Origin of the sequence: Pseudoalteromonas fenneropenaei (genome assembly GCF_042643375.1) — a bacterium.
Classification (GTDB): Bacteria; Pseudomonadota; Gammaproteobacteria; order Enterobacterales; family Alteromonadaceae; genus Pseudoalteromonas; species Pseudoalteromonas fenneropenaei.
On sequence record NZ_JBHRSD010000034.1, the window covers coordinates 32,878 to 52,397 of the forward strand.

Consider the following 19,520-nt stretch of genomic DNA (forward strand, 5'->3'; position numbering starts at 1 on the left):
GGGCGCCACCTTTTACTAAGTCACATAATTTTGAAGAGATCATTTTTCCGGAGTCAAATCTGCAATTCACTTTATTCACCTTTAACTATCAAGCGATTAGCGTTCGCTATCCGATGCTTTAGAAGTAGATTCGGCTTTACAATTATCCGCATCAGACTCTTTTAGTTGCGCAGCAAACTGGCCATTGCCAGTCATTAAGTCACCAATATTGACTCGGCATAATTGTGCAACTTTAAGCAAAGTACCCACTTTAAAAGAGCTAACGCCATTGAGATAATCATCCAACGTGGTGAGGCCTATACCTAATTTTTCGCTGATCACTTTTTTGGTATAACCTTTTTGCTTTTTTAGCTGCTTAAACAGCGTCGCAACTCTTTCGGTTATCTCGTATTCTTCAGGCGTTTGCATGATTCCCTCAATAACTCTAACCCACATCCTGAACGCAAGTCTATAACGCCTAGACTTACAGAAACTAAAATTTACCTAAATATAACATTTGTTACAGTTTTAGTGAAGTGGGGAACTATTGTAAAATCTATTTTCCTTGCAATGCCTGCCTAAAGTAGTCAGTTAATCTGTGCCAAGTACACTGACCAATGCGACTAAAGTCCCTTCAATCGCGCGCACATAAGCTTGAATATGTTCACCTTTTGTCACGGGTGGGGAGAATGGTTCGGCTCCAGCCGCCACTGCTCGGTCATAGCACTCAGTAACATTGTCGCATTGCAACACCAGTTCAAAGCCAAGCGCGGGTTGTTTTGGCTGGCAGCGTATATAGTTTTGCTTAAATTGCGATTGCGCGAGTGGATGAGCCGCAAACGCCAATACCACTTCACCTGTATCCAACTCACCGTAATCTCCGCTGTCATTGAGTCCTAAAGTACTTAAACCAAATGCTTGGTAGTAAAAATCTAAGACTTCTTCGACGTTGTCGACATAAATAACGGTTTTTAAAAGTTGTGCCATAGACTTGCAGTTCATTTGTACAGCAAACACATTGAATTACATAGTAACGGAATTGCAACACAGTGCAAATGTCTCTTGTCGCAATGTGTCATTTAGCGCTCTTCTTAAAGACATTACAGGTCATCATCCTTTGTTTTATCAGTAATGAATGACTAGAAATGGCACGAGAAAATAGCAGTGATAAAAACATGAGCAAAAAATAAGGAGCACTCAGGCTCCTTATTTTTGTTCGCATTATTTACTGCTTATTGCGATTTTCTTTGATGAAATTACGCAATTTACGTTTTTGCGAAATCGTCATCCGGTTGCTGCGACCAGCAAATGGGTTATCCCCTTCACGGAATTCGATTTTAATCGGCGTTCCCATAATATTCAGGGCTTTACGGTAATAGTTCATCAGATAACGCTTATAGCTGTCTGGTAAATCATGAACTTGGTTACCGTGAATAACAAAGCGTGGTGGATTATAACCACCCGCGTGCGCATATTTCAGCTTCACGCGACGACCACCGACTAATGGCGGCTGGTGATCGGCCTGTGCCATATCCATAATACGGCGTAGCATCGCAGTGCTAACACGACGCGTTGCTGAATCATATGCTTCATCAACCGACTCAAACAGGTGACCTACACCTGTACCGTGTAGTGCTGAGATAAAGTGAATACGCGCAAAATCAATAAAGCCTAAACGGCGGTCTAATTCCGACTTAATACGCTCTTTCACGTACTCGTCCAAACCATCCCATTTGTTCACCGCCATCACGATTGAACGGCCAGCATTGAGCGCAAAACCAATTAAGCTTAAATCCTGATCTGAGATCCCTTCACGGGCATCGACCACAATCAACACCACGTTGGCATCTTCAATAGCTTGCAAAGTCTTAATAACAGAGAACTTTTCAACTACGTCAGAAACTTTTTTACGCTTACGTACCCCAGCCGTATCAATCAGGATATATTCCCGCTCGTTACGCGTCATTGGGATATAAATAGAGTCACGCGTCGTGCCTGGCATATCGTAAACGATAACCCGCTCTTCACCTAAAATACGGTTGGTGAGCGTGGATTTACCGACGTTTGGACGACCAACAATCGCCAGTTTAATTGGCTTATCACTGAAGTCTTGAACTACCTCTTCGTCTAGCTCTTTGCCTTCGTCGTCATAGATGTCCAGCAGCGCTTCGTCATCTTCGTCCAAAGCTTCTTGCTGTGGGTTCATTTCAGCCAAAATGGGCGTCAAAGTATATTCAAGTAGCTGTGTTACACCACGGCCATGGGCGGCCGCGATTTGGTGCACTTCACCTAAAGCTAATTGATAAAATTCAGCAGTTGCGATATCGGCGTCAATACCGTCAATTTTGTTGGCAACCACAAAACTTTTCTTTTGCTGTTTGCGCAGGTGTTCAGCGATAGCTTGATCCGCCGAAGTAAGCCCCGCACGCGCATCCACCAAAAATAACACCACATCGGCTTCTTCAATCGCTAATAGCGATTGTTGTGCCATTTCAGATTCAATCCCTTCCTCTGAGCCGTCGATACCACCAGTATCCACCACAATAAACTCATAGCCTTCATACTTAGCCTGACCATATTTACGGTCACGGGTTAGGCCCGGAAAGTCGGCCACGAGCGCATCACGCGTACGTGTCAGCCGATTGAATAATGTAGATTTGCCTACATTGGGTCGCCCTACAAGAGCGATCACAGGAAGCATAAACAACCCCTTTTATAAACAACAAAAGGCTTCGCCAAGCGAAGCCTTGCAAAACGCATTAAATGAACAGCATTAAGGCTGTGCTATGGCACTTACTTCACCATCACGCGTCACAACGATTAACTTATCGTCGGCAACGATTGGCTCCACATAAAAGCCCGAACTATCAAACTCTGCACGTGAAACAAGCTGGCCTGTTTCTTTATCCAACCAGTGCAGATTACCTTCCTGATCGCCTACGACCAGATACTTGCCAAATACCGCAGGTCCTGTGACATACCAGCCACGTAACCCCGATTGGCTCCAACGTTCAATCCCAGAATCTTTATCTAAAGCGTAGATCACACCGTTACTGTCTACTAGGTAGATTGTTTGCAGATCTATGCTCATTTCGCGATAACTACTGTATTCGCGTTTCCAAATCACATTCCCGCCACGCAGTTCAATTGCCGCTAAGTTACCATTATAGGCAATCGCATAAACATTGTTGCCACTAACTAACGGTTTTGTATCTACGTCGACTAAACGTTCGAACTCAGATGCCCCTTTAGCCACAGCTACATCAGCGCTCCAAGCTTGATAACCCGATGCAGAAATCAATACCGACAAACGGCCTGTTTCCTCACCGACCAACACACCACCGCTGGCAACCGTTGGTGAGCTTAAGCCGCGTAGCGTCAACGCTGGCATTTCTTGCTCATAGCTCCAGCGCTCTTCACCGCTATCTGGGTGCAGCGCCAGTAATTTACCTGAGCCTAAGTTAACATAGATAAGGCCATCGCCCGCTGCAGGCATTGATAATGCTTCACCAGGCACAGACTTACGCCACACTACTGCACCGGTATCACGGTCTAGCGCAACGATTGAGCCATGTTCTGAGCCGATAAACAGTTTGCCGTAAGCTTGTAAAATACCACCGGATAACTTGGCACTCGTGCTGTCTTGCCATGGCCAAAATGAGGCATTTTCACGCACGTCGGTTTCCCACAGACGTTTGCCGTCAGCAACCGCAAATGCCGCAACGTGGCCATCGCGTGACGCGCTATATACAACGTCTTTGTAGACCGCTGGCGTTAAACGCGAGAAGTAATGCTCAACCCCATCACCCACACTGTGCTGCCACGCCACTTTGGTTTCAAACTGGTTAACGATTTCTGGCAGCTTTAATTCTTCTTCATCGTCGTTAGAAGAACAACCAGCCAACACTAAAGAGCCACATAAAGCGACAACCGCAAAAGCGAGCTTTCTCATGTTATCTCCTTAGTTTACGCTGGCAGCTTTAGCAAGATCGTCCAGTTTAACCTGTAGGAGTGGATTGTTATCAGCACCACCTTGGTCAACAGCTTCTTGGTAGGCAGCACGAGCTGCTTCACTGTCACCTTGAGCTAGTTTAATGTCACCTTTGATCTCTGCCGCTTGCGCTGCAAAGCTTGCTGGCATCGCTTTTGCCAACGTTGCCAATGCTTGTTCCGCTTGACCTTGTGCCGCTTGAACACGCGCTAAACGTAGTAACGCAGTCGCTTTAAGCTCGTCGTTTTTAACGTTATCCACCGCCCAGTTCAGCTTCTCTGCCGCTTTATCGAGTTGCTTTTCTTCAACTGCTTTTTTCGCAGCAACAAATGCCGCCAACACTGCATAATTAGAGTCGGCATTGTCTTTGATAAATGCATCGCTGTTGGCTAGCACATCGTCGTTTTCAACGTATTTGTTGAACGCGTCAGAGGCTGCTTCTGCGCTTGAAATTTGATGCGCGTTGTAGGCTTTCCAGCCATATAAGCCACCCAAACCAAGCACAATACCTAATGCCAGTGATATACCATTTTCACGGAAAAATCGTTTTATCGCTTCGGCTTGTTGTTCTTCTGTTGAATAAATTTCCATGCTTACCTCTTATGCAATCAGGGTTGCGAGCAAGGCCTTAACGGCGGCAAGCTCAAGCGTGACCTGTTCTTTTTCTTCACGCAGGTATTTTACAGTGATAAGTCCTTGTGCAAGCTCATCTTCACCTAAAATCAAGGCAACTACTGCATTACTTTTATCTGCGCGTTTTAATTGTTTTTTGAAGTTACCGCCACCAGCATGCACCATCACCCGTAATCCGGCGATTTCGTTGCGTAGCTGTTCAGCAATAACTGGCGCTTGGATACTGGCTTTGTCACCCATTGCAGCAACAAACACATCCACATCACGGCGTAGTTCACCAACACATTCCAAGGTTTGCAACATCAGAATAAGACGCTCCATCCCCATGGCAAAACCAAATGCTGGCGTTGCTTTGCCGCCGAGTTGCTCAACCATACCATCGTAACGGCCACCCGCACAGACTGTGCCTTGTGAGCCTAAACTTTCGGTCACCCACTCAAACACCGTACGGTTGTAATAATCCAGTCCACGGACCAGCTTTTCGTTAACCTGATATTCGACGCCAGCTGCGTCTAATCGTTCACACAAATTTACAAAATGTGCGCGAGATTCTTCATCGAGATAAGCTGACAGCTTTGGTGCATCAACCAATACCGCTTGGATCTCGGGATTTTTCGTATCCAGTACCCGTAGTGGATTAGTATACATCCGACGTTTGCAGTCTTCGTCTAATACATCGAGATGCTGTTCTAAAAAGGCAATCAGCGCATCGCGATAGTTGGCACGTGCTTCATTAGACCCCAGAGAGTTCAGCTCTAACCGTACGTGTTTATCAATACCAAAGGTTTTCCATAAACGTGCGGTAAGCAGAATCATCTCGGCATCAATATCTGCTGTTGCGATTCCAAACGCTTCAACACCAAATTGGTGAAACTGACGGTAACGACCTTTTTGTGGGCGCTCATGGCGGAACATTGGCCCCATATACCATAAACGCTGCTCTTGGTTGTACAACAACCCATGTTCATTACCAGCACGTACGCACACGGCGGTGCCTTCTGGGCGTAGCGTGAGACTGTCACCGTTGCGATCTGCAAAGGTATACATTTCTTTTTCAACAATGTCAGTCACTTCGCCGATAGAACGTTTAAACAGATCGGTGGATTCAACAATCGGGAAACGGATCTCTTGGTAACCGTAAGACGCCACCGTTTCACGTAAAATGGTTTCTACTTTCTGCCAAATTTGCGTATCGCCTGGCAGACAATCGTTCATACCACGAATTGCCTGAATTTGTTTTGCCACAAAAAATCCTAATTTTATCTGATGCTTTGACTGTTTATGCGCATAAAAACGCCAATACAGCGCAAAAAGCGCGCTGTATTATAGCTTGTCGGACTAAAACGTAAACGATTAACCGTTATAAAATCACGCTTAAGCGCGCTATTCTACCACTTTCACCGCAATTTTGTTGTCTAAATAATCGCGGATCTGTGCTTCAAGTTGATTGACGATATCATCATTGTCGATGCGCGTCTTCTGCCGCTCACCATTGATATACAATCCAGAACGGCGATTTGCCCCTGCCAAGCCAATATCACTCACTAATGCTTCGCCAGGACCATTCACCACGCAACCAATCACTGAGACTGTCATTGGCTCGACGATATCTTCTAAACGCTCTTCCAATTGGTTCATGGTATTAACCACATCGAACTCTTGGCGCGAGCAGCTAGGGCAAGCAATAAAGTTAATGCCGCGAGAGCGAATACGCAGCGACTTTAAAATATCAAAACCGACTTTAACTTCCTGTACGGGATCAGCCGCTAATGAAATACGTAAGGTGTCACCAATGCCTTCTGCGAGCAACATGCCTAAACCCACGGCAGACTTCACTGCGCCAGCGCGAAAGCCGCCCGCTTCGGTAATACCTAAATGCAGTGGCTGGTCGATTTCTTTGGCCAGCAAACGGTATGCGCCTACGGCTAAAAATACATCTGAGGCTTTGACTGACACTTTAAACTGGTCAAAATCAAGGCGACGTAGAATATCCACGTGGCGCATCGCTGATTCAAGCAAGGCCTCTGGTGTTGGTTCACCGTACTTTTCTTGAATATCGCGCTCTAATGAGCCGCCGTTCACACCGATACGAATGGGAATATTACGCTCCCGTGCAGCATCAACGACAGCACGAATGCGCTCTTCGTTGCCGATATTGCCTGGGTTAATTCGCAAACAGTCAGCGCCGTATTCAGCAACTTTCAAGGCGATACGGTAATCAAAGTGAATATCTGCGATCACTGGGATCTCAGCTTGCTCTTTAATTAAGCGAAACGCTTCGGCCGCTTCCATAGTCGGCACAGAGACGCGCACCAAGTCAGCGCCAGCGGCAGCAATCGCACGAATTTGTGCGACTGTGGCCGCTACATCCATGGTATTGGTGTTGGTCATCGATTGCACTGCAATCGGGGCGCCATCCCCTATTGGCACATTTCCGACATAAATACGGGTCGATTTTCTGCGTTTAATGGGAGATTCTGCAAACATGACGGTTACTCAGTTAAGGGTAATTGAAATTTAGCTAAGCGGTTCTTAGGTAAAGAAGATAAGTCGACCGGATTGCCATCAAAACTGACATCGACTAAGTGGTGTTTACCAAGCACCACTGAAAATGGCGCTTGGCCTGCGACTGTCATCGTATAGCCAGCCTTTTTCACACCAAAAGCAATCCGCTGTGATGATGCGTCAAAAATCTCGACCCAGCTCTCATCACGAAATGTCATCACTATGGTGTGTTGCTCGTTGCCGTTGGCAGCCTGCAAACGCGCAGTAAGCGCAGGGCTTTGCATTGGCATCACTGTGTTTGGCGCACTATTAGCCTGTTCAGCATTGCGACTTGGCTCGGTCGGTATATCTTGGTTTGTGACTTCATTACTCAGCGGCTCGTCAAGACCAACCGCTGTTGGAAGCGCATCATTGGCGTTACTCACTGACTCATCCTGCGTCTTGGCAGTTAAGTCACTGCTTAACTCTGTGTTCGCCATTGGCTGCAAACCATCGCTAAGCGCAGCGGTGCGCTCTGGCACTACTTCAATGGCTTTATCCACTTTACTGGTTTGCCACCACCATAATGCTGACGAGCCTAACACTAGCGCCAGAATGATATAGCTGATAAGCATTAAGCGGCTATCGTGCGCTTCTTTTTCCGTACGGCGTGAAAAGCTTTTCATCCGACGCGCTTTTTCTGGCACTTTCGGGCCAACGTATAACGCCAGCACAGCGTCTTTATCAAGAGATACTGCCTGACAAAATCCTTTGATATAACCACGCACAAAGGTTTCAGGGCCAAGGCCCAAGTAATCATCAGCCTCAATGCGTTCGATTTGCACTGGGGTCAGTTTAAGTTTGGTTGCAATGTACTCAACACTAAGTTGCTTATGCTTACGCGCTGCTGCGAGTGTGCGTCCTAGCGTTGTTTCGGGTTGAGTTGATGTAGTTTCTTCGCTCATAGCTTGTAAGTATTCGGGTCCACGATTAGCAAGGTGCGACCGGCAATTAAGGCCACACCTGGAGTCAATTTATTCCAGCGCATTAAATCATCCACCATGAGGTGATAGCGGTTCGCGACCGACAACAACGTATCGCCGTTTAAAATCTCGGCGACCACTTGGGGATTATTGAGGTAAATTTTACTGCCTATTGGCAAGCGTTGCGACTCTTTAACCGCATTCCAAGCCAATAATTTTGCCATTTTCAGATTATATTTCACTGAAATGCTGAATAACGTCTCACCTAACGCCACAGTGTGTACTGGCACTTTAGGCACTTGGAGCTGCTCATTCAGTAACGGCATTTGCATTGCCAATGCAATGGGCACCGTTTCGCGCTGAGTGTGCTGCGCTGATGCAGCACTAAACTCAGGTGCAGCAGCTGGCGCTTGATTAAACACCACGCCATTGTCTTTTGGCTGATAAAATTGTACCTCAGCGACGCTTGCACTGGCTGCTGGGCTATTACTATTGCTTGTACTATTGCTTGCTGAGTTAGTTGGCACAGCAGGCGTTGCTATTGTCTGAGTTGGCACTGAATCGGCCATGAATGATGGCTGCGGTGCGGTGGCTTCTGAGCGACGCTCGTTAACAACGACTCGCTCCGGCACTTTACGGGTGATTTTAATCTGCGGCTGTTTCACCACATGTTCATCACCTTGCTGTAGTAAAGAGCTTAATTTGGCATCGCGATACTGGCGGCGTAACTGTTCAACATCGCTTTCAGTGACTTTATCTTCACGCAACCAACCTGCCTGTGCTGAGGCAGGGTAAGTCTGTTGCAAGGTTTTGGCTTGCAGCTCCGCCTGTTCAATATGACCCATTCGGGTTTCTAGCAAGTACTTTAAAAACACACTTTGCGGTGAGATAAAACCTTTGTCTTCGTAATTTTTAATAACCCCTTGCGCTTGGTGTAATTCGCTTTTGGCGTACAGTAAAGTGGCGAGGTTGATAAGAGCTGACTGGCGTTGCCCATTATGATTAATCGCACTGCGTAAGTGCTGCTCTGCCAGCTCAAAGTTATCTTCTTTGAGTGCGCACATCGCGAGGTTTTCATAGCTTTCTGCGACTCTTAAGTAGCTCGGTACAGCAATGGCCCTATGAAATTGCACCGCGGCGTCAGCATACTCACCTTGTCCACACAAAAACACCCCATAGTTGTTTAAAGTGTTTGGATCGTTTGGCGCTAACGCCAGCGCTTTAAGATAAGCCGCTTTGGCCAACTGAGGCTCATTTACTTGTTGATAATAATAGGCAAAGGAATAATGGGCTTCTGGCAATTGAGGGGCAAATTGGCTGGCGCGCTCAAGATTGAACTTTGCCTGCGTGGTGTTGCCACTTTGCAGATATTGCAAAGCCAAAGCGATGCGCGTTTTCGCCGCATTGATGTTGTCTATCTCGTTTTCAACGACGGGTTTTTCACTACCTAAATAGGTGGTTTGACTCACACAACCACTCAGGGCAAGCAAGGTAATAGGCAAAATCAGGGCTTTGCGCATGGCAATAGGCTTCTCAATTCCATTCATGGCTCTATATTACCGAATTGCCTTGGGGAATCACCCTTTTTTCAACGCGTTTTCGACGACAATCGGAATAACACAGGTTTTGCTTAGCCACAAACAACAAGCGGGATACAGATCCCGCTTGTACTAAGGTGTTAGCCAGCATTCACAGCAATGTTGATGGCGTTATCGTCTTGCTGCTTTTTCTTCAGCATACGTTTGGTACGGTCTTTCACATCACCCACCAGCTGACCACAGGCTGCATCAATGTCATCACCCCGCGTGCGGCGGACGATACAAGTTAAGCCTGCCTCTTGTAATACTTTAGAGAAACGGTCAATGCGGCTGTTGCTCGAACGTTGGTAATCACTACCCGGGAATGGATTAAAAGGGATCAAGTTAATTTTCGACGGTGTGCCTTTTAACACTTGCACCAATTCATGGGCGTGATCTGTGCTGTCGTTAATACCTTGCAGCATCACGTATTCAATAGTGACGTCTTTATTGGCTTTTGAACCATCAATATAACGACGACATGCTGCTAAAAATTCAGCAATCGGGTATTTTTTGTTGATGGGTACAATTTCATCACGCAGCTTATCGTTTGGTGCGTGCAGTGAAATCGCCAGCGCTACGTCGATTTTCTCTTTCAATAAATCCAGCGCAGGCACCACACCTGAAGTACTTAACGTAACGCGACGCTTAGACAAACCAAAGCCCCAATCGTCCATCATCAGTTCCATTGCTGGCACGACGTTGTTTAAGTTTAGTAGCGGCTCACCCATGCCCATCATCACCACGTTGGTGATCGGACGGCGGGTGCTGTCACCGTACAAACCAATGTCAGTGGCTACACGCCAAACTTGGCCGATGATTTCAGAGACTTTAAGGTTACGGTTAAAGCCTTGCTGCGCCGTTGAGCAGAAAGTACATTCCAGCGCACAGCCAACTTGTGAAGACACACACAAAGTGGCACGGTCTTTTTCCGGGATCCACACGCTTTCGACTTCCTGACCACCGTCGAGGCGTAGCGCGTATTTGATAGTGCCGTCAGAAGCGACTTGCTTGACCGCGATTTCTGGTGCGCGGATCTCACACTTTTCATGTAAAGTGGCTTTCAATTTTTTGTTGAAGTTGGTCATGTTGTCAAAGTTGTCGACACCAAAGTGATAAATCCACTTCATCATTTGATCCGCGCGGAACGGCTTTTCACCAAATGACGCAAATAATTCGCGCATGCCTTCGCGGTTTAGATCCAGTAGATTAATTTTCTTAACAGTAGTGTCCATGAACAACCCTAACCTCAGTAATACCACATGGGAACAAATGTATGGGGCCAAACCCACCTTACAATTGTACAAAAATCAAACAAACAACACCAGTTTGACTGACTTCCAAACGATTTTGTTGACTATTGCGTGCCCTTTTAAGCAGTTAAACAACGCAAAACCGTTTGGCAAGTAAGCCAAAGGACGAAAAAAGGGCCCTTAAGCCCTTTTTCCTTGGCCAGTCTCGTGATTAACGAGTACGTGGACAGATCTCTTCATCAGCGAAGAAGTAAGCGATTTCACGCGCAGCAGACTCTGGAGAATCTGAACCGTGTACCGCGTTCTCGTCGATGCTGTCAGCGAAATCGTGACGTAAAGTACCAGCAAGTGCTTGAGCTGGGTTAGTTGCACCCATGATTTCACGGTTCTTACGAACTGCGTCTTCACCTTCAAGAACTTGAACCATTACTGGGCCAGAAGTCATGAAAGACACTAGTGCGCCGAAGAAAGGACGCTCTTTGTGCTCAGCATAAAAGCCTTCTGCTTTCTCTTGTGAAAGGTGAACCATTTTCGCTGCAACTAGCTTAAGGCCAGCAGCTTCGAAACGGTTGTAGATAGCACCGATGTGGTTTTTAGCAACCGCATCAGGCTTAACGATAGAAAAAGTACGCTCTAAAGCCATCTTTTGCTCCAAAATTAGCTTGTGAATGTTAACGGGCGCGGATTATACGCGCTTTGCGGCGAAAAACCTAGGATCGTTTATGACTTTTGCGTGCGAAATTTGCGCAACTTCACTCTTGCTTGAACCCGCAACGTCCAGCCAAGTCAAGGTTTACGGCGTGTTGTCGCCTTCTCGCAAATACAACTCGGTTTGTAACTTATTACGCTACAGATCCACTTTTCAATCCTTGTTAGGTGGCACAACATGATCCAGATCAAACTCCCTTCCCTGACATTCAACTACACTACGCCGCTTTTTTTAATACGGGCAGCCACTGCCCACGGTTTGTGATCTGACACCCTTCTGTAATGGGCTGTCAGATAAACCCCAACAGCTGACTTGTACTCAGTTCAATGTAGGAGGTCTCTATGTTTACGCCTGAATTACTTTCACCCGCAGGTAGCTTAAAGAATATGCGTTACGCTTTTGCGTACGGCGCAGATGCAGTTTACGCCGGTCAACCCCGTTACAGCTTACGAGTACGTAATAACGAGTTTGACTTAGCCAATCTTGAATTGGGTATCAACGAAGCCCACGCGCTTGGTAAAAAGCTCTACGTGGTGTCCAACATTGCGCCGCACAATGCCAAAGTAAAAACCTTTATGCGTGACATAGAGCCTGTGATTGCCATGCAGCCCGATGCGCTGATCATGTCTGATCCTGGCCTGATTATGTTAGTCCGTGAAAAATGGCCGAATATGCCGATTCACTTATCAGTGCAAGCCAACGCGGTGAACTTTGCGACCGTTAATTTTTGGGCCAAGCAAGGCATAGAACGAGTGATTTTGTCGCGCGAATTGTCGCTTGAGGAGATCGCTGAAATTCGTGAGCTGTGCCCCAACACCGAGCTTGAAGTATTTGTACACGGGGCGCTATGTATGGCTTACTCCGGCCGTTGCTTGCTGTCTGGCTACATCAACAAGCGCGACCCCAACCAAGGCACTTGCACTAATGCTTGCCGCTGGAGCTATGACGCTAAACCCGCGGTTGAGACCGCCACTGGTGACGTGGTGCACAAGTTTGATCCGAATCAGATCATCCCAACCCTAGGCGAAGGTCAGCCAAGCAATGAAATCTTCTTGTTAGAAGAACAGGGTCGCCCTGGCGAATATATGCCGGCTTTTGAAGACGAACACGGCACTTATATCATGAACTCCAAAGATTTACGCGCTGTGCAATATGTTGATCAACTTACCAAAATGGGCGTGCACAGCTTAAAAATCGAAGGCCGTACCAAATCATTTTATTATGTTGCACGCACCGCGCAGGTTTACCGCCGTGCCATTGATGATGCTGTAGCGGGTCGTCCGTTTGATACCAGCCTGTTGAGTACTTTAGAAAACTTAGCACACCGCGGTTATACCGAAGGCTTTTTAAAACGCCACGTTCATCAAGAGTATCAAAACTATGAATATGGTCATTCGGTGTCTGATCAACAGCAATTTGTCGGGGAAATACTGGGCCGCAGCAATAACGGCTTAGTTGAAGTCGAAGTAAAAAATAAATTCTGCGTAGGACACAGTCTTGAGCTGATGACACCAAAGGGTAACATTCATTTCAACTTAGAACATATGGAAAACCGTAAAGGGGAAAAAATCGAGGACGCCAAAGGCTCGGGTCATATTGTACAGATCCCGCTGCCAGACGACTTAGATCTCTCCCATGCGATTTTAATGCGGAATTTAGGCGCTAATCAGGACACCCGAAATCCGTTTAACAAGGGCTAAGCCATGGCCTTGTTAATCAACGCAAAATGCATTAACTGCGATATGTGCGAGCCTGAGTGTCCTAATCAGGCAATTTATATGGGTGCAAAAATTTACGAGATAGACCCAGATAAATGCACTGAATGCGTAGGTCATTACGACAAGCCAACTTGCGTCAGCGTATGCCCGATTGATTGCGTGAAGCCAGATCCTGAACGACGCGAAAGCTTAGACCAACTCGCAGAAAAGTTTCTGCGCTTAACCCAACCAGACTAAGTCACAATCTGGGAGCTAAGCTCCCGATTGTACTTGTGCAAAGCTAACCGCTTCGCTACGCCGCCTGACCCTTTTGCGCCTGTCCTGCTCTGGTAAAATAGGCAGCTGCTGCTTACGTCTATCCTGATATTGCCGCTCTTCTAATAACTCTTCTAGTTGTTCTAAGTGAATATTTACTTTTACCATAGCCACCTCCAATAAAGGATAGCTTAGTCAAAGCTGAGGAAATTGCCAGCAAACCTCTTGAGTTATTGTTGTTGTAGCGCAGCGATGGTTTGCTCAATACCAACACGCCAATCACGGCATATTGGTAGTGCATTGTTTTGTAACACTGAATATCGTGGCCGAGGAGTTTTACTCGCATATTCGCTTGAGGAGATTGGGATAATATCAGGCGCCCTTTTTAACCGGCCTTGTTTGATTGCTGCCAGTACAATTTGTGCAGCAAACTCTGCCCAGCTCACCGCGTGGTCGCCGCAAAAATGCTGCAGCTTTGGCATAACCGCAGGATTTAAAGCCTGCCACCACAGATATTCAGCAAGGTGTCCTGCATAGGTAGGACAACCCACTTGATCAGCAACGATACGCAACGCTTGCTGTTTTTCAGCAAGACGCAAAATTGTTTTCACAAAGTTATGCCCATATTCACTGAATAGCCAAGCGGTACGCACTATCTGATAGGATTTCGCCTTTTTGGCAAGCAAAGCTTCGCCTACGGCTTTGCTTTTGCCATACTCAGTTTTTGGGTTAAGTGGTACCTCAGGAGCGTAAGGCGTAAGCGCATCGCCATCAAAGACATAATCCGTCGACAAGTGAATAATATGCGCACCAACCGCGTTTGCAGCCTCTGCCAATGCTGCGGGCCCATCCGCATTGATTGCCATGGCTAACTGTGGATTTTGCTCCGCATCGTCAACCCGTGTAAATGCAGCAGTATTGATGATCACTCGCGGCTTTACTGCGGTGATAACCGCAAAAACCTGTGTGGGGTTAGCTAAGTCGAGCTGCTCCCGTGTCATGCCAAGTAACTCAATGTGCGCAGGTTTAGTTGCTTTAAGCGCTTGCCCTAACTGGCCGTTTGCGCCCGTCACTAATACTTTCATCAAAGTGCACGAAACCAAGGTGCAGCCGCATCTTTTTGCGACAAACAAGGCACACCTTGCAACGGCCAATCAATCGCTAAATCCGCATCATTCCAACGGATCGCCCCTTCATCACGCGGGTCATAGTAATCCGTGCATTTGTACTCGACATCAGCCACTTCGCTAAGCACCAAAAAGCCGTGCGCAAATCCTGGTGGCACCCATAACTGGCGCTTATTTTCAGCGGATAGCAGGTGTCCTTCCCAGTGCCCAAAAGTGACAGATCCTGCGCGGATATCGACCACTACATCAAAAATCTCACCAGCAGTAACGCGGATCAATTTACCTTGAGGCTTACATCGCTGAAAGTGCAAACCTCGCAAAGTTCCGCGCTTAGAACGGCTATAGTTATCTTGCACAAACTGACACAAGGGACTAACAAGCTCCTGATAGCGCTGCTGCTGAAAGGTTTCGAGGAAAAATCCACGCTCATCGGCAAATACTTTCGGCTCAATAATTTTTAGGCCATCTAACGCCGTATCAAATACTTGCATAGTTTACTCATATTACTCTTCGCGGCCCGTCGCACAACCCGCCAGTCCGTCACTATTCTAAATATGCTAAGTATAACGTCAATGTGCACGTATACCCTAAGTGTTCTGCTACTTTGAGCGCATTTTCAGCCTATCCTAACGCAACAAAAGTTGGTTTTTATATGGCTTCAGACTAGGCTTAAAGCTCAGTAAAAATGCGATGAAAACAATCCGTTAAGGACACCACTCATGGAAGTCAATTCGCTCAAGTCGTTCTTTAGTAGTGCCTACATGCCACATGGCCATTGTTATTTGTGGCAAGACCACATTTTATGGACCAATGTGCTATCAGACTTGATGATAGCCACCGCTTACTTCTCTATTCCTATAGCCATAATGATCTTTGCAAAAAGACGTAAGGAAGTCGGTTATCAGGGCGTTTTTGTACTGTTTTCTGCATTCATCATGCTCTGTGGTTTAACTCATTTAATGGGGATCTACACTGTGTGGCACGGCACCTATGGGATGCAAGGCTTGATGAAAGCTGCTACCGCGACAGTCTCTATGGTGACCGCAGTGTATTTGTTTAAACTTATCCCAGAAGCGCTGAAACTGCCAAGCCCAATGCAGTATCAAGGCGTGCAATCACAACTGCGCGAAGCCAACAGTGCCAGTGAAGAGTTAAAAACGCAGCTCGCAGAGCACCAAATCACTCAGTTCATGTTGGACGTTCATCCTGCAGGCACTTTGCTCATTAATCATCAGCTTGAAATCGTCAACTGTAATCCCGCGCTACTGAACGAATTACACGTGAGTGACAAACAACAACTAATAGGTCAATCGCTCTTTGCCATCTTGCAGTTGGATGACTCAAGCGTCAATCTCTCCGCCATTTTGGCTGAGCCAAATAGCGAAACCTTGCTACACCACAATGCCCTGTGTCACGCTAAACTACAGCAGGGACAAAGCGTGCCAATGGCCTTGGAACTGGTTAGAGCCAGATACCAACAGCAAGATATGATCCTCATTACCTTACAAAATCTCTCACATCAAAGACGTATTGAGCAGCAATTACTAGACCACCATCAACATTTAGAACGAGTTATTAACGCCACCGAAGACGGTATTTGGGAGTGGGATGTAAGAGATAACTCGGTCACTTATTCCCATACTTTTATGACCATGATAGGTGCGCAACACATTACCTCGCCAAGCTTTGATGACTGGTTTGAACACATACATCCTGACTATCGCGCTAAAGTACTCACCGCAATCAACACCCACTTTGCCGAAAAGAAACAATATGAGGTTGAGTATTTAGGCCGCAATCAGGAAGGGAGCTATGGCTGGTTTCATGCTGTCGGCAATAGCCAATTTGACGCCGAGGGCAGCCCAATAGTGATGTCTGGCTCATTGCGTTATATCCACAATAAAAAACTCCTTGAGTCGCAAGTAGCAGAAAAAACTGAGATCCTAAACGCCATTTATAATGGTTCTAAGCAAGCTATCTGGCTATTGCGGGTAGAGGATGAAAACGAGTTTATCTTCACTGAATACAATGAAACTGCAGCAGAGCGAAGCGGCATCGCCGTCGACGTGATTTTGCACAAATCACTTAGCGACTTGAGCGGCACCGCGATATCGCCTGAATTGGCAGAAAAGTTTCGCCACAACTATAGCCGCTGCGTACAAGCCAAAGCACCGATTGAATATATGGAAATGCTGCCTTATCTTGGTGAGCCTCGTTGGTATCAAACCACCCTTTACCCTTTGTTAGAGCACCAGCAAGTGGTCAAAATTGTTGGAACTGCAATTGATATTACCACTCGAGTAGAAGTGGAAGAAGCTCTCGAACACAACCAGTTGTTCCTTGAAAAAATCATTAACTCTGCGGTGTGTGGGTTATATCTATACGATCTGAAAGAACATCGAACAATACGAATTAACCAACGCTATACCGATCTCCTCGGCTACGATATTCATGATTTGCATGCCATGGAACCAACCGAAAACTGTTTTCATCCTGAAGAGCAGTCTTTGATCCAGAATCATATCGCCAACATCAACGCCGATCAGAGCGGCAAGTTAATCCCGATTAAGTATCGCTACCTACATAAACAAGGTCACTGGGTTTGGTGTTATGCGGTAGACACTGTGGTCTCTTTTGATGCAAACAAACAACCGCAATTAATGCTTGGCACTTTTGTCGATGTTACAGAGGAAACCCAGTTGCTGCTTAAATTGCAAGAGTCTAATGCGCAATTGGAGCAGTTTGCCTTCGTTGCATCGCACGATTTACAAGAGCCGCTAAGAAAAATTACCGCGTTCAGCGATAGCCTACAATCCCGTTTAAAACCTATGCTTCAAACCGATGAAAAAGCTCGCTTTGAGCTTGATCGGTTATTGAATGCAGCACAGCGGATGAGGGTGATGATCCAAGACTTACTCAAATTATCACGCTTGCATTCCACCCACCTCAATCTCACCAACACTACCTTGGCCAAAGTTTTACAGGACACCCAAGAACAACTGAGCTATGCATTAGAGGAAAGTAGTGCGGTGATCCGTGTCAATAATGGCGATCTTGAATTTTACGCTGATCACTCGCTACTTATCCAAGTGATGCAAAATCTCATAGCTAACAGTCTAAAATTTAGAAATTTAGGCATACAACCAGAAATTATCTTTACCATCAGCGAGAAAGCCCGCTTTGTGCAAATAGATTACGAAGACAATGGACTGGGTATAGAAGAGAAATATTACGAGCAAGTATTCGAGCCTTTCCGCCGTCTAAATCAACAAAGCCAATATGCCGGCAGTGGTATGGGGCTCGCTATTTGCCGCCAAATCATCAAACTGCATCGGGGCAAATTACAGTGTCTTGCCCCAACTGCAGGGCAAGGTGCACATTTTTGCATCCAACTACCGCGTAAGGAGGTCACGACATGAGCGCGCAAGCCGATATTATTCTTGTAGAAGACGATCCAGACGATGTATACCTTTTTCGCACTGCATGTGAAGCTATTCGTCCTGTACCGCTAGTCACAGTGCTCAATGATGGCTACGCTCTGATTGATTATGTTGCGCAACAAGATTGCCGAGGTAAATTAATTTTGCTGGATTTAAATATGCCTGGTTTAAGTGGCCTTGAAACACTTCAACAGCTCCAGCTACAACCTAAAAATGCCACACTCACTGTGGTAGGGTTTACTACTTCTTGCAATCTGTTAGATATCAAACGCGCTTATGAATCTGGCGCACGCTCTTTTGTCACTAAGCCAGCGACTTTGCAGGAAATGATTGAACTGCTTCGTAACATGACACAATACTGGTTTGGCTATAATCGCTTTTATAAGGAAGTACGATGAATAGTTGGTTAGTTTATTTACTTGAAGACAATGAAGAAGATGCGTATTTAGTGCGTGAATACTTATCGCAGCTAAACAGCAAACGACGTTTTCGTGTCAAAGTATTCAATACCATAGAATCGCTTAAACAAACACTCGGCAGTGTTATGCCGGATGCCCTATTGATTGATCTCAACCTCCCAGAGAGCTTAGGCCTCAATACGTTAGTGACCGTTAAGCAGTTTGCCAGCAATGTGCCGATTATCGTCTTAACGGGAAATACCGAAGAACAGTTTGGTGAAAAGGCCATTCAACTCGGTGCCCAAGACTATATACCTAAACAAGATTTAAGTGGGCCGCTCTTAGGTCGAACCATAGTCTTTTCTAAAGAGCGTTTTGAGTCGCATCGTAATTTGGCGCAGCTGGTCCAGCTTGACCGTTTAACTATGCTCTATAACCGGGGCGCCTTCGATGAGCAACTTCAAATTGCGATTCGCAACGCTGGGCGGCATCAGCTCAAGTTTGCGTTGCTGTTTATTGACCTCGATAAGTTCAAACCAATTAACGATCAGTATGGACATCAAGCCGGTGATCAGCTACTGCGGTTAATTGGCGCTAAACTTAAAATGTTTAATCGGGCTTCTGACTATATCGCACGCTATGGCGGCGACGAGTTTGTCATTATTGCATCTCATGTTGAAACCAAAGAACAGCTTGAAATGTTAGTGAGAGCAAAATACGAGCAACTGGCGGACAGTTACTGCATTGAAGATCAAGATGGCGGGATTGTAGAAGTGGAGTTACAGCTCAGTATTGGCGCAGTGCTTTATCCAGAAGATGGGATAGATTCAGACGCGCTCATCGCGATGGCAGATCAGGCCATGTACGATGCCAAAAGTGCGGACTTACATTATAAAGTCGCCGCTATTTAAGTATGGAAGCGAAAAACCCGCACATTGAGCGGGTTTGCTGTGCAGGATGCACGAATGCCGTG

19 protein-coding genes are annotated in these 19,520 nt (G+C 46.3%); 5 read left to right on the top strand and 14 right to left on the bottom strand.

Going from position 1 to position 19,520, the window contains the following annotated elements:
• Nucleotides 1-96: 96 nt before the first annotated feature.
• The 11 genes from ACFOEE_RS17045 to ndk form a co-directional block, all read right to left on the bottom strand.
• Nucleotides 97-408, bottom strand: a complete 312-nt coding sequence (locus tag ACFOEE_RS17045; protein WP_377127086.1) for a helix-turn-helix domain-containing protein — start codon at nucleotides 406-408, stop codon at nucleotides 97-99.
• Between the two features lie 162 nt (nucleotides 409-570).
• A complete protein-coding gene (locus ACFOEE_RS17050; protein WP_377127089.1) occupies nucleotides 571-966 on the bottom strand; it encodes a VOC family protein in 396 nt (131 codons plus the stop codon).
• Between the two features lie 238 nt (nucleotides 967-1,204).
• Nucleotides 1,205-2,680, bottom strand: a complete 1,476-nt coding sequence (der, locus tag ACFOEE_RS17055) for a ribosome biogenesis GTPase Der (protein ID WP_377127092.1) — start codon at nucleotides 2,678-2,680, stop codon at nucleotides 1,205-1,207.
• 72 nt (nucleotides 2,681-2,752) lie between these two features.
• Entirely contained in the window at nucleotides 2,753-3,931 is a 1,179-nt protein-coding gene (gene bamB, locus ACFOEE_RS17060; protein ID WP_377127095.1) for an outer membrane protein assembly factor BamB, read from the bottom strand.
• 9 nt (nucleotides 3,932-3,940) lie between these two features.
• Nucleotides 3,941-4,561, bottom strand: a complete 621-nt coding sequence (locus tag ACFOEE_RS17065; protein WP_377127098.1) for a YfgM family protein — start codon at nucleotides 4,559-4,561, stop codon at nucleotides 3,941-3,943.
• A gap of 9 nt (nucleotides 4,562-4,570) precedes the next feature.
• Nucleotides 4,571-5,848 (bottom strand): histidine--tRNA ligase, encoded by a 1,278-nt coding sequence (gene hisS, locus ACFOEE_RS17070; RefSeq protein ID WP_377127101.1) that lies wholly within the window; start codon nucleotides 5,846-5,848, stop codon nucleotides 4,571-4,573.
• Between the two features lie 138 nt (nucleotides 5,849-5,986).
• Nucleotides 5,987-7,090 carry a flavodoxin-dependent (E)-4-hydroxy-3-methylbut-2-enyl-diphosphate synthase gene (gene ispG, locus ACFOEE_RS17075; protein ID WP_377127104.1) on the bottom strand — a complete coding sequence of 368 codons (1,104 nt, stop codon included), beginning with the start codon at nucleotides 7,088-7,090 and terminating at the stop codon, nucleotides 5,987-5,989.
• A 5-nt stretch (nucleotides 7,091-7,095) separates the two neighbouring features.
• A complete protein-coding gene (locus tag ACFOEE_RS17080) occupies nucleotides 7,096-8,052 on the bottom strand; it encodes a RodZ domain-containing protein (RefSeq protein WP_377127107.1) in 957 nt (318 codons plus the stop codon).
• Nucleotides 8,049-9,617 (bottom strand): type IV pilus biogenesis/stability protein PilW, encoded by a 1,569-nt coding sequence (pilW, locus tag ACFOEE_RS17085; protein WP_377127110.1) that lies wholly within the window; start codon nucleotides 9,615-9,617, stop codon nucleotides 8,049-8,051. The genes ACFOEE_RS17080 and pilW overlap by 4 nt, the downstream gene beginning before the upstream one ends.
• Nucleotides 9,618-9,748: 131 nt before the next feature.
• Nucleotides 9,749-10,882, bottom strand: a complete 1,134-nt coding sequence (locus tag ACFOEE_RS17090; RefSeq protein WP_377127113.1) for a bifunctional tRNA (adenosine(37)-C2)-methyltransferase TrmG/ribosomal RNA large subunit methyltransferase RlmN — start codon at nucleotides 10,880-10,882, stop codon at nucleotides 9,749-9,751.
• Nucleotides 10,883-11,111: 229 nt separating this feature from the next.
• Nucleotides 11,112-11,543: a nucleoside-diphosphate kinase gene (gene ndk, locus ACFOEE_RS17095; RefSeq protein ID WP_377127116.1), complete on the bottom strand. Its 432-nt coding sequence runs from the start codon at nucleotides 11,541-11,543 to the stop codon at nucleotides 11,112-11,114.
• A 407-nt stretch (nucleotides 11,544-11,950) separates the two neighbouring features.
• On the opposite strand from ndk, the gene trhP reads away from it, so the two are divergent.
• Both trhP and ACFOEE_RS17105 read left to right on the top strand, forming a co-directional pair.
• The gene (gene trhP / locus ACFOEE_RS17100) at nucleotides 11,951-13,309 is read left to right on the top strand and encodes a prephenate-dependent tRNA uridine(34) hydroxylase TrhP (protein ID WP_377127119.1); all 1,359 of its coding nucleotides are present in this window, start codon (nucleotides 11,951-11,953) and stop codon (nucleotides 13,307-13,309) included.
• Between the two features lie 3 nt (nucleotides 13,310-13,312).
• Nucleotides 13,313-13,564, top strand: a complete 252-nt coding sequence (locus ACFOEE_RS17105) for a YfhL family 4Fe-4S dicluster ferredoxin (RefSeq protein WP_377127122.1) — start codon at nucleotides 13,313-13,315, stop codon at nucleotides 13,562-13,564.
• Between the two features lie 15 nt (nucleotides 13,565-13,579).
• On the opposite strand, the gene ACFOEE_RS17110 is transcribed toward ACFOEE_RS17105, so the two are convergent.
• The 3 genes from ACFOEE_RS17110 to rfbC form a co-directional block, all read right to left on the bottom strand.
• Nucleotides 13,580-13,750: a hypothetical protein gene (locus tag ACFOEE_RS17110; protein ID WP_377127125.1), complete on the bottom strand. Its 171-nt coding sequence runs from the start codon at nucleotides 13,748-13,750 to the stop codon at nucleotides 13,580-13,582.
• A gap of 62 nt (nucleotides 13,751-13,812) precedes the next feature.
• The gene (gene rfbD, locus ACFOEE_RS17115) at nucleotides 13,813-14,667 is read right to left on the bottom strand and encodes a dTDP-4-dehydrorhamnose reductase (protein WP_377127128.1); all 855 of its coding nucleotides are present in this window, start codon (nucleotides 14,665-14,667) and stop codon (nucleotides 13,813-13,815) included.
• Nucleotides 14,667-15,200, bottom strand: coding sequence for a dTDP-4-dehydrorhamnose 3,5-epimerase (gene rfbC / locus ACFOEE_RS17120; RefSeq protein ID WP_377127131.1), 534 nt, complete (start codon nucleotides 15,198-15,200; stop codon nucleotides 14,667-14,669). The genes rfbD and rfbC overlap by 1 nt, the downstream gene beginning before the upstream one ends.
• Nucleotides 15,201-15,428: 228 nt before the next feature.
• Between rfbC and ACFOEE_RS17125 the strand changes: the two genes are divergently transcribed.
• Genes ACFOEE_RS17125 through ACFOEE_RS17135 form a run of 3 tightly spaced genes read left to right on the top strand, consistent with a single transcriptional unit; the run spans nucleotide 15,429 to nucleotide 19,458 of the window.
• Nucleotides 15,429-18,128 carry a PAS domain-containing protein gene (locus ACFOEE_RS17125; RefSeq protein ID WP_377127134.1) on the top strand — a complete coding sequence of 900 codons (2,700 nt, stop codon included), beginning with the start codon at nucleotides 15,429-15,431 and terminating at the stop codon, nucleotides 18,126-18,128.
• Complete coding sequence (locus ACFOEE_RS17130) at nucleotides 18,125-18,547, top strand: response regulator (protein ID WP_377127137.1); 423 nt, start codon at nucleotides 18,125-18,127, stop codon at nucleotides 18,545-18,547. The genes ACFOEE_RS17125 and ACFOEE_RS17130 overlap by 4 nt, the downstream gene beginning before the upstream one ends.
• Entirely contained in the window at nucleotides 18,544-19,458 is a 915-nt protein-coding gene (locus tag ACFOEE_RS17135; RefSeq protein ID WP_377127140.1) for a GGDEF domain-containing response regulator, read from the top strand. Before ACFOEE_RS17130 ends, ACFOEE_RS17135 begins: the two co-directional genes overlap by 4 nt.
• Nucleotides 19,459-19,520: the final 62 nt, after the last annotated feature.

Bases quoted from the DNA above. Each gene is read 5' to 3' on its own strand.
- ACFOEE_RS17045 (WP_377127086.1), bottom strand. From the start codon at position 408: ATGCAAACGCCTGAAGAATACGAGATAACCGAAAGAGTTGCGACGCTG.
- ACFOEE_RS17050 (WP_377127089.1), bottom strand. From the start codon at position 966: ATGGCACAACTTTTAAAAACCGTTATTTATGTCGACAACGTCGAAGAA.
- der (WP_377127092.1), bottom strand. From the start codon at position 2,680: ATGCTTCCTGTGATCGCTCTTGTAGGGCGACCCAATGTAGGCAAATCT.
- bamB (WP_377127095.1), bottom strand. From the start codon at position 3,931: ATGAGAAAGCTCGCTTTTGCGGTTGTCGCTTTATGTGGCTCTTTAGTG.
- ACFOEE_RS17065 (WP_377127098.1), bottom strand. From the start codon at position 4,561: ATGGAAATTTATTCAACAGAAGAACAACAAGCCGAAGCGATAAAACGA.
- ispG (WP_377127104.1), bottom strand. From the start codon at position 7,090: ATGTTTGCAGAATCTCCCATTAAACGCAGAAAATCGACCCGTATTTAT.
- ACFOEE_RS17080 (WP_377127107.1), bottom strand. From the start codon at position 8,052: ATGAGCGAAGAAACTACATCAACTCAACCCGAAACAACGCTAGGACGC.
- pilW (WP_377127110.1), bottom strand. From the start codon at position 9,617: ATGAATGGAATTGAGAAGCCTATTGCCATGCGCAAAGCCCTGATTTTG.
- ACFOEE_RS17090 (WP_377127113.1), bottom strand. From the start codon at position 10,882: ATGGACACTACTGTTAAGAAAATTAATCTACTGGATCTAAACCGCGAA.
- ndk (WP_377127116.1), bottom strand. From the start codon at position 11,543: ATGGCTTTAGAGCGTACTTTTTCTATCGTTAAGCCTGATGCGGTTGCT.
- trhP (WP_377127119.1), top strand. From the start codon at position 11,951: ATGTTTACGCCTGAATTACTTTCACCCGCAGGTAGCTTAAAGAATATG.
- ACFOEE_RS17105 (WP_377127122.1), top strand. From the start codon at position 13,313: ATGGCCTTGTTAATCAACGCAAAATGCATTAACTGCGATATGTGCGAG.
- ACFOEE_RS17110 (WP_377127125.1), bottom strand. From the start codon at position 13,750: ATGGTAAAAGTAAATATTCACTTAGAACAACTAGAAGAGTTATTAGAA.
- rfbD (WP_377127128.1), bottom strand. From the start codon at position 14,667: ATGAAAGTATTAGTGACGGGCGCAAACGGCCAGTTAGGGCAAGCGCTT.
- rfbC (WP_377127131.1), bottom strand. From the start codon at position 15,200: ATGCAAGTATTTGATACGGCGTTAGATGGCCTAAAAATTATTGAGCCG.
- ACFOEE_RS17125 (WP_377127134.1), top strand. From the start codon at position 15,429: ATGGAAGTCAATTCGCTCAAGTCGTTCTTTAGTAGTGCCTACATGCCA.
- ACFOEE_RS17130 (WP_377127137.1), top strand. From the start codon at position 18,125: ATGAGCGCGCAAGCCGATATTATTCTTGTAGAAGACGATCCAGACGAT.
- ACFOEE_RS17135 (WP_377127140.1), top strand. From the start codon at position 18,544: ATGAATAGTTGGTTAGTTTATTTACTTGAAGACAATGAAGAAGATGCG.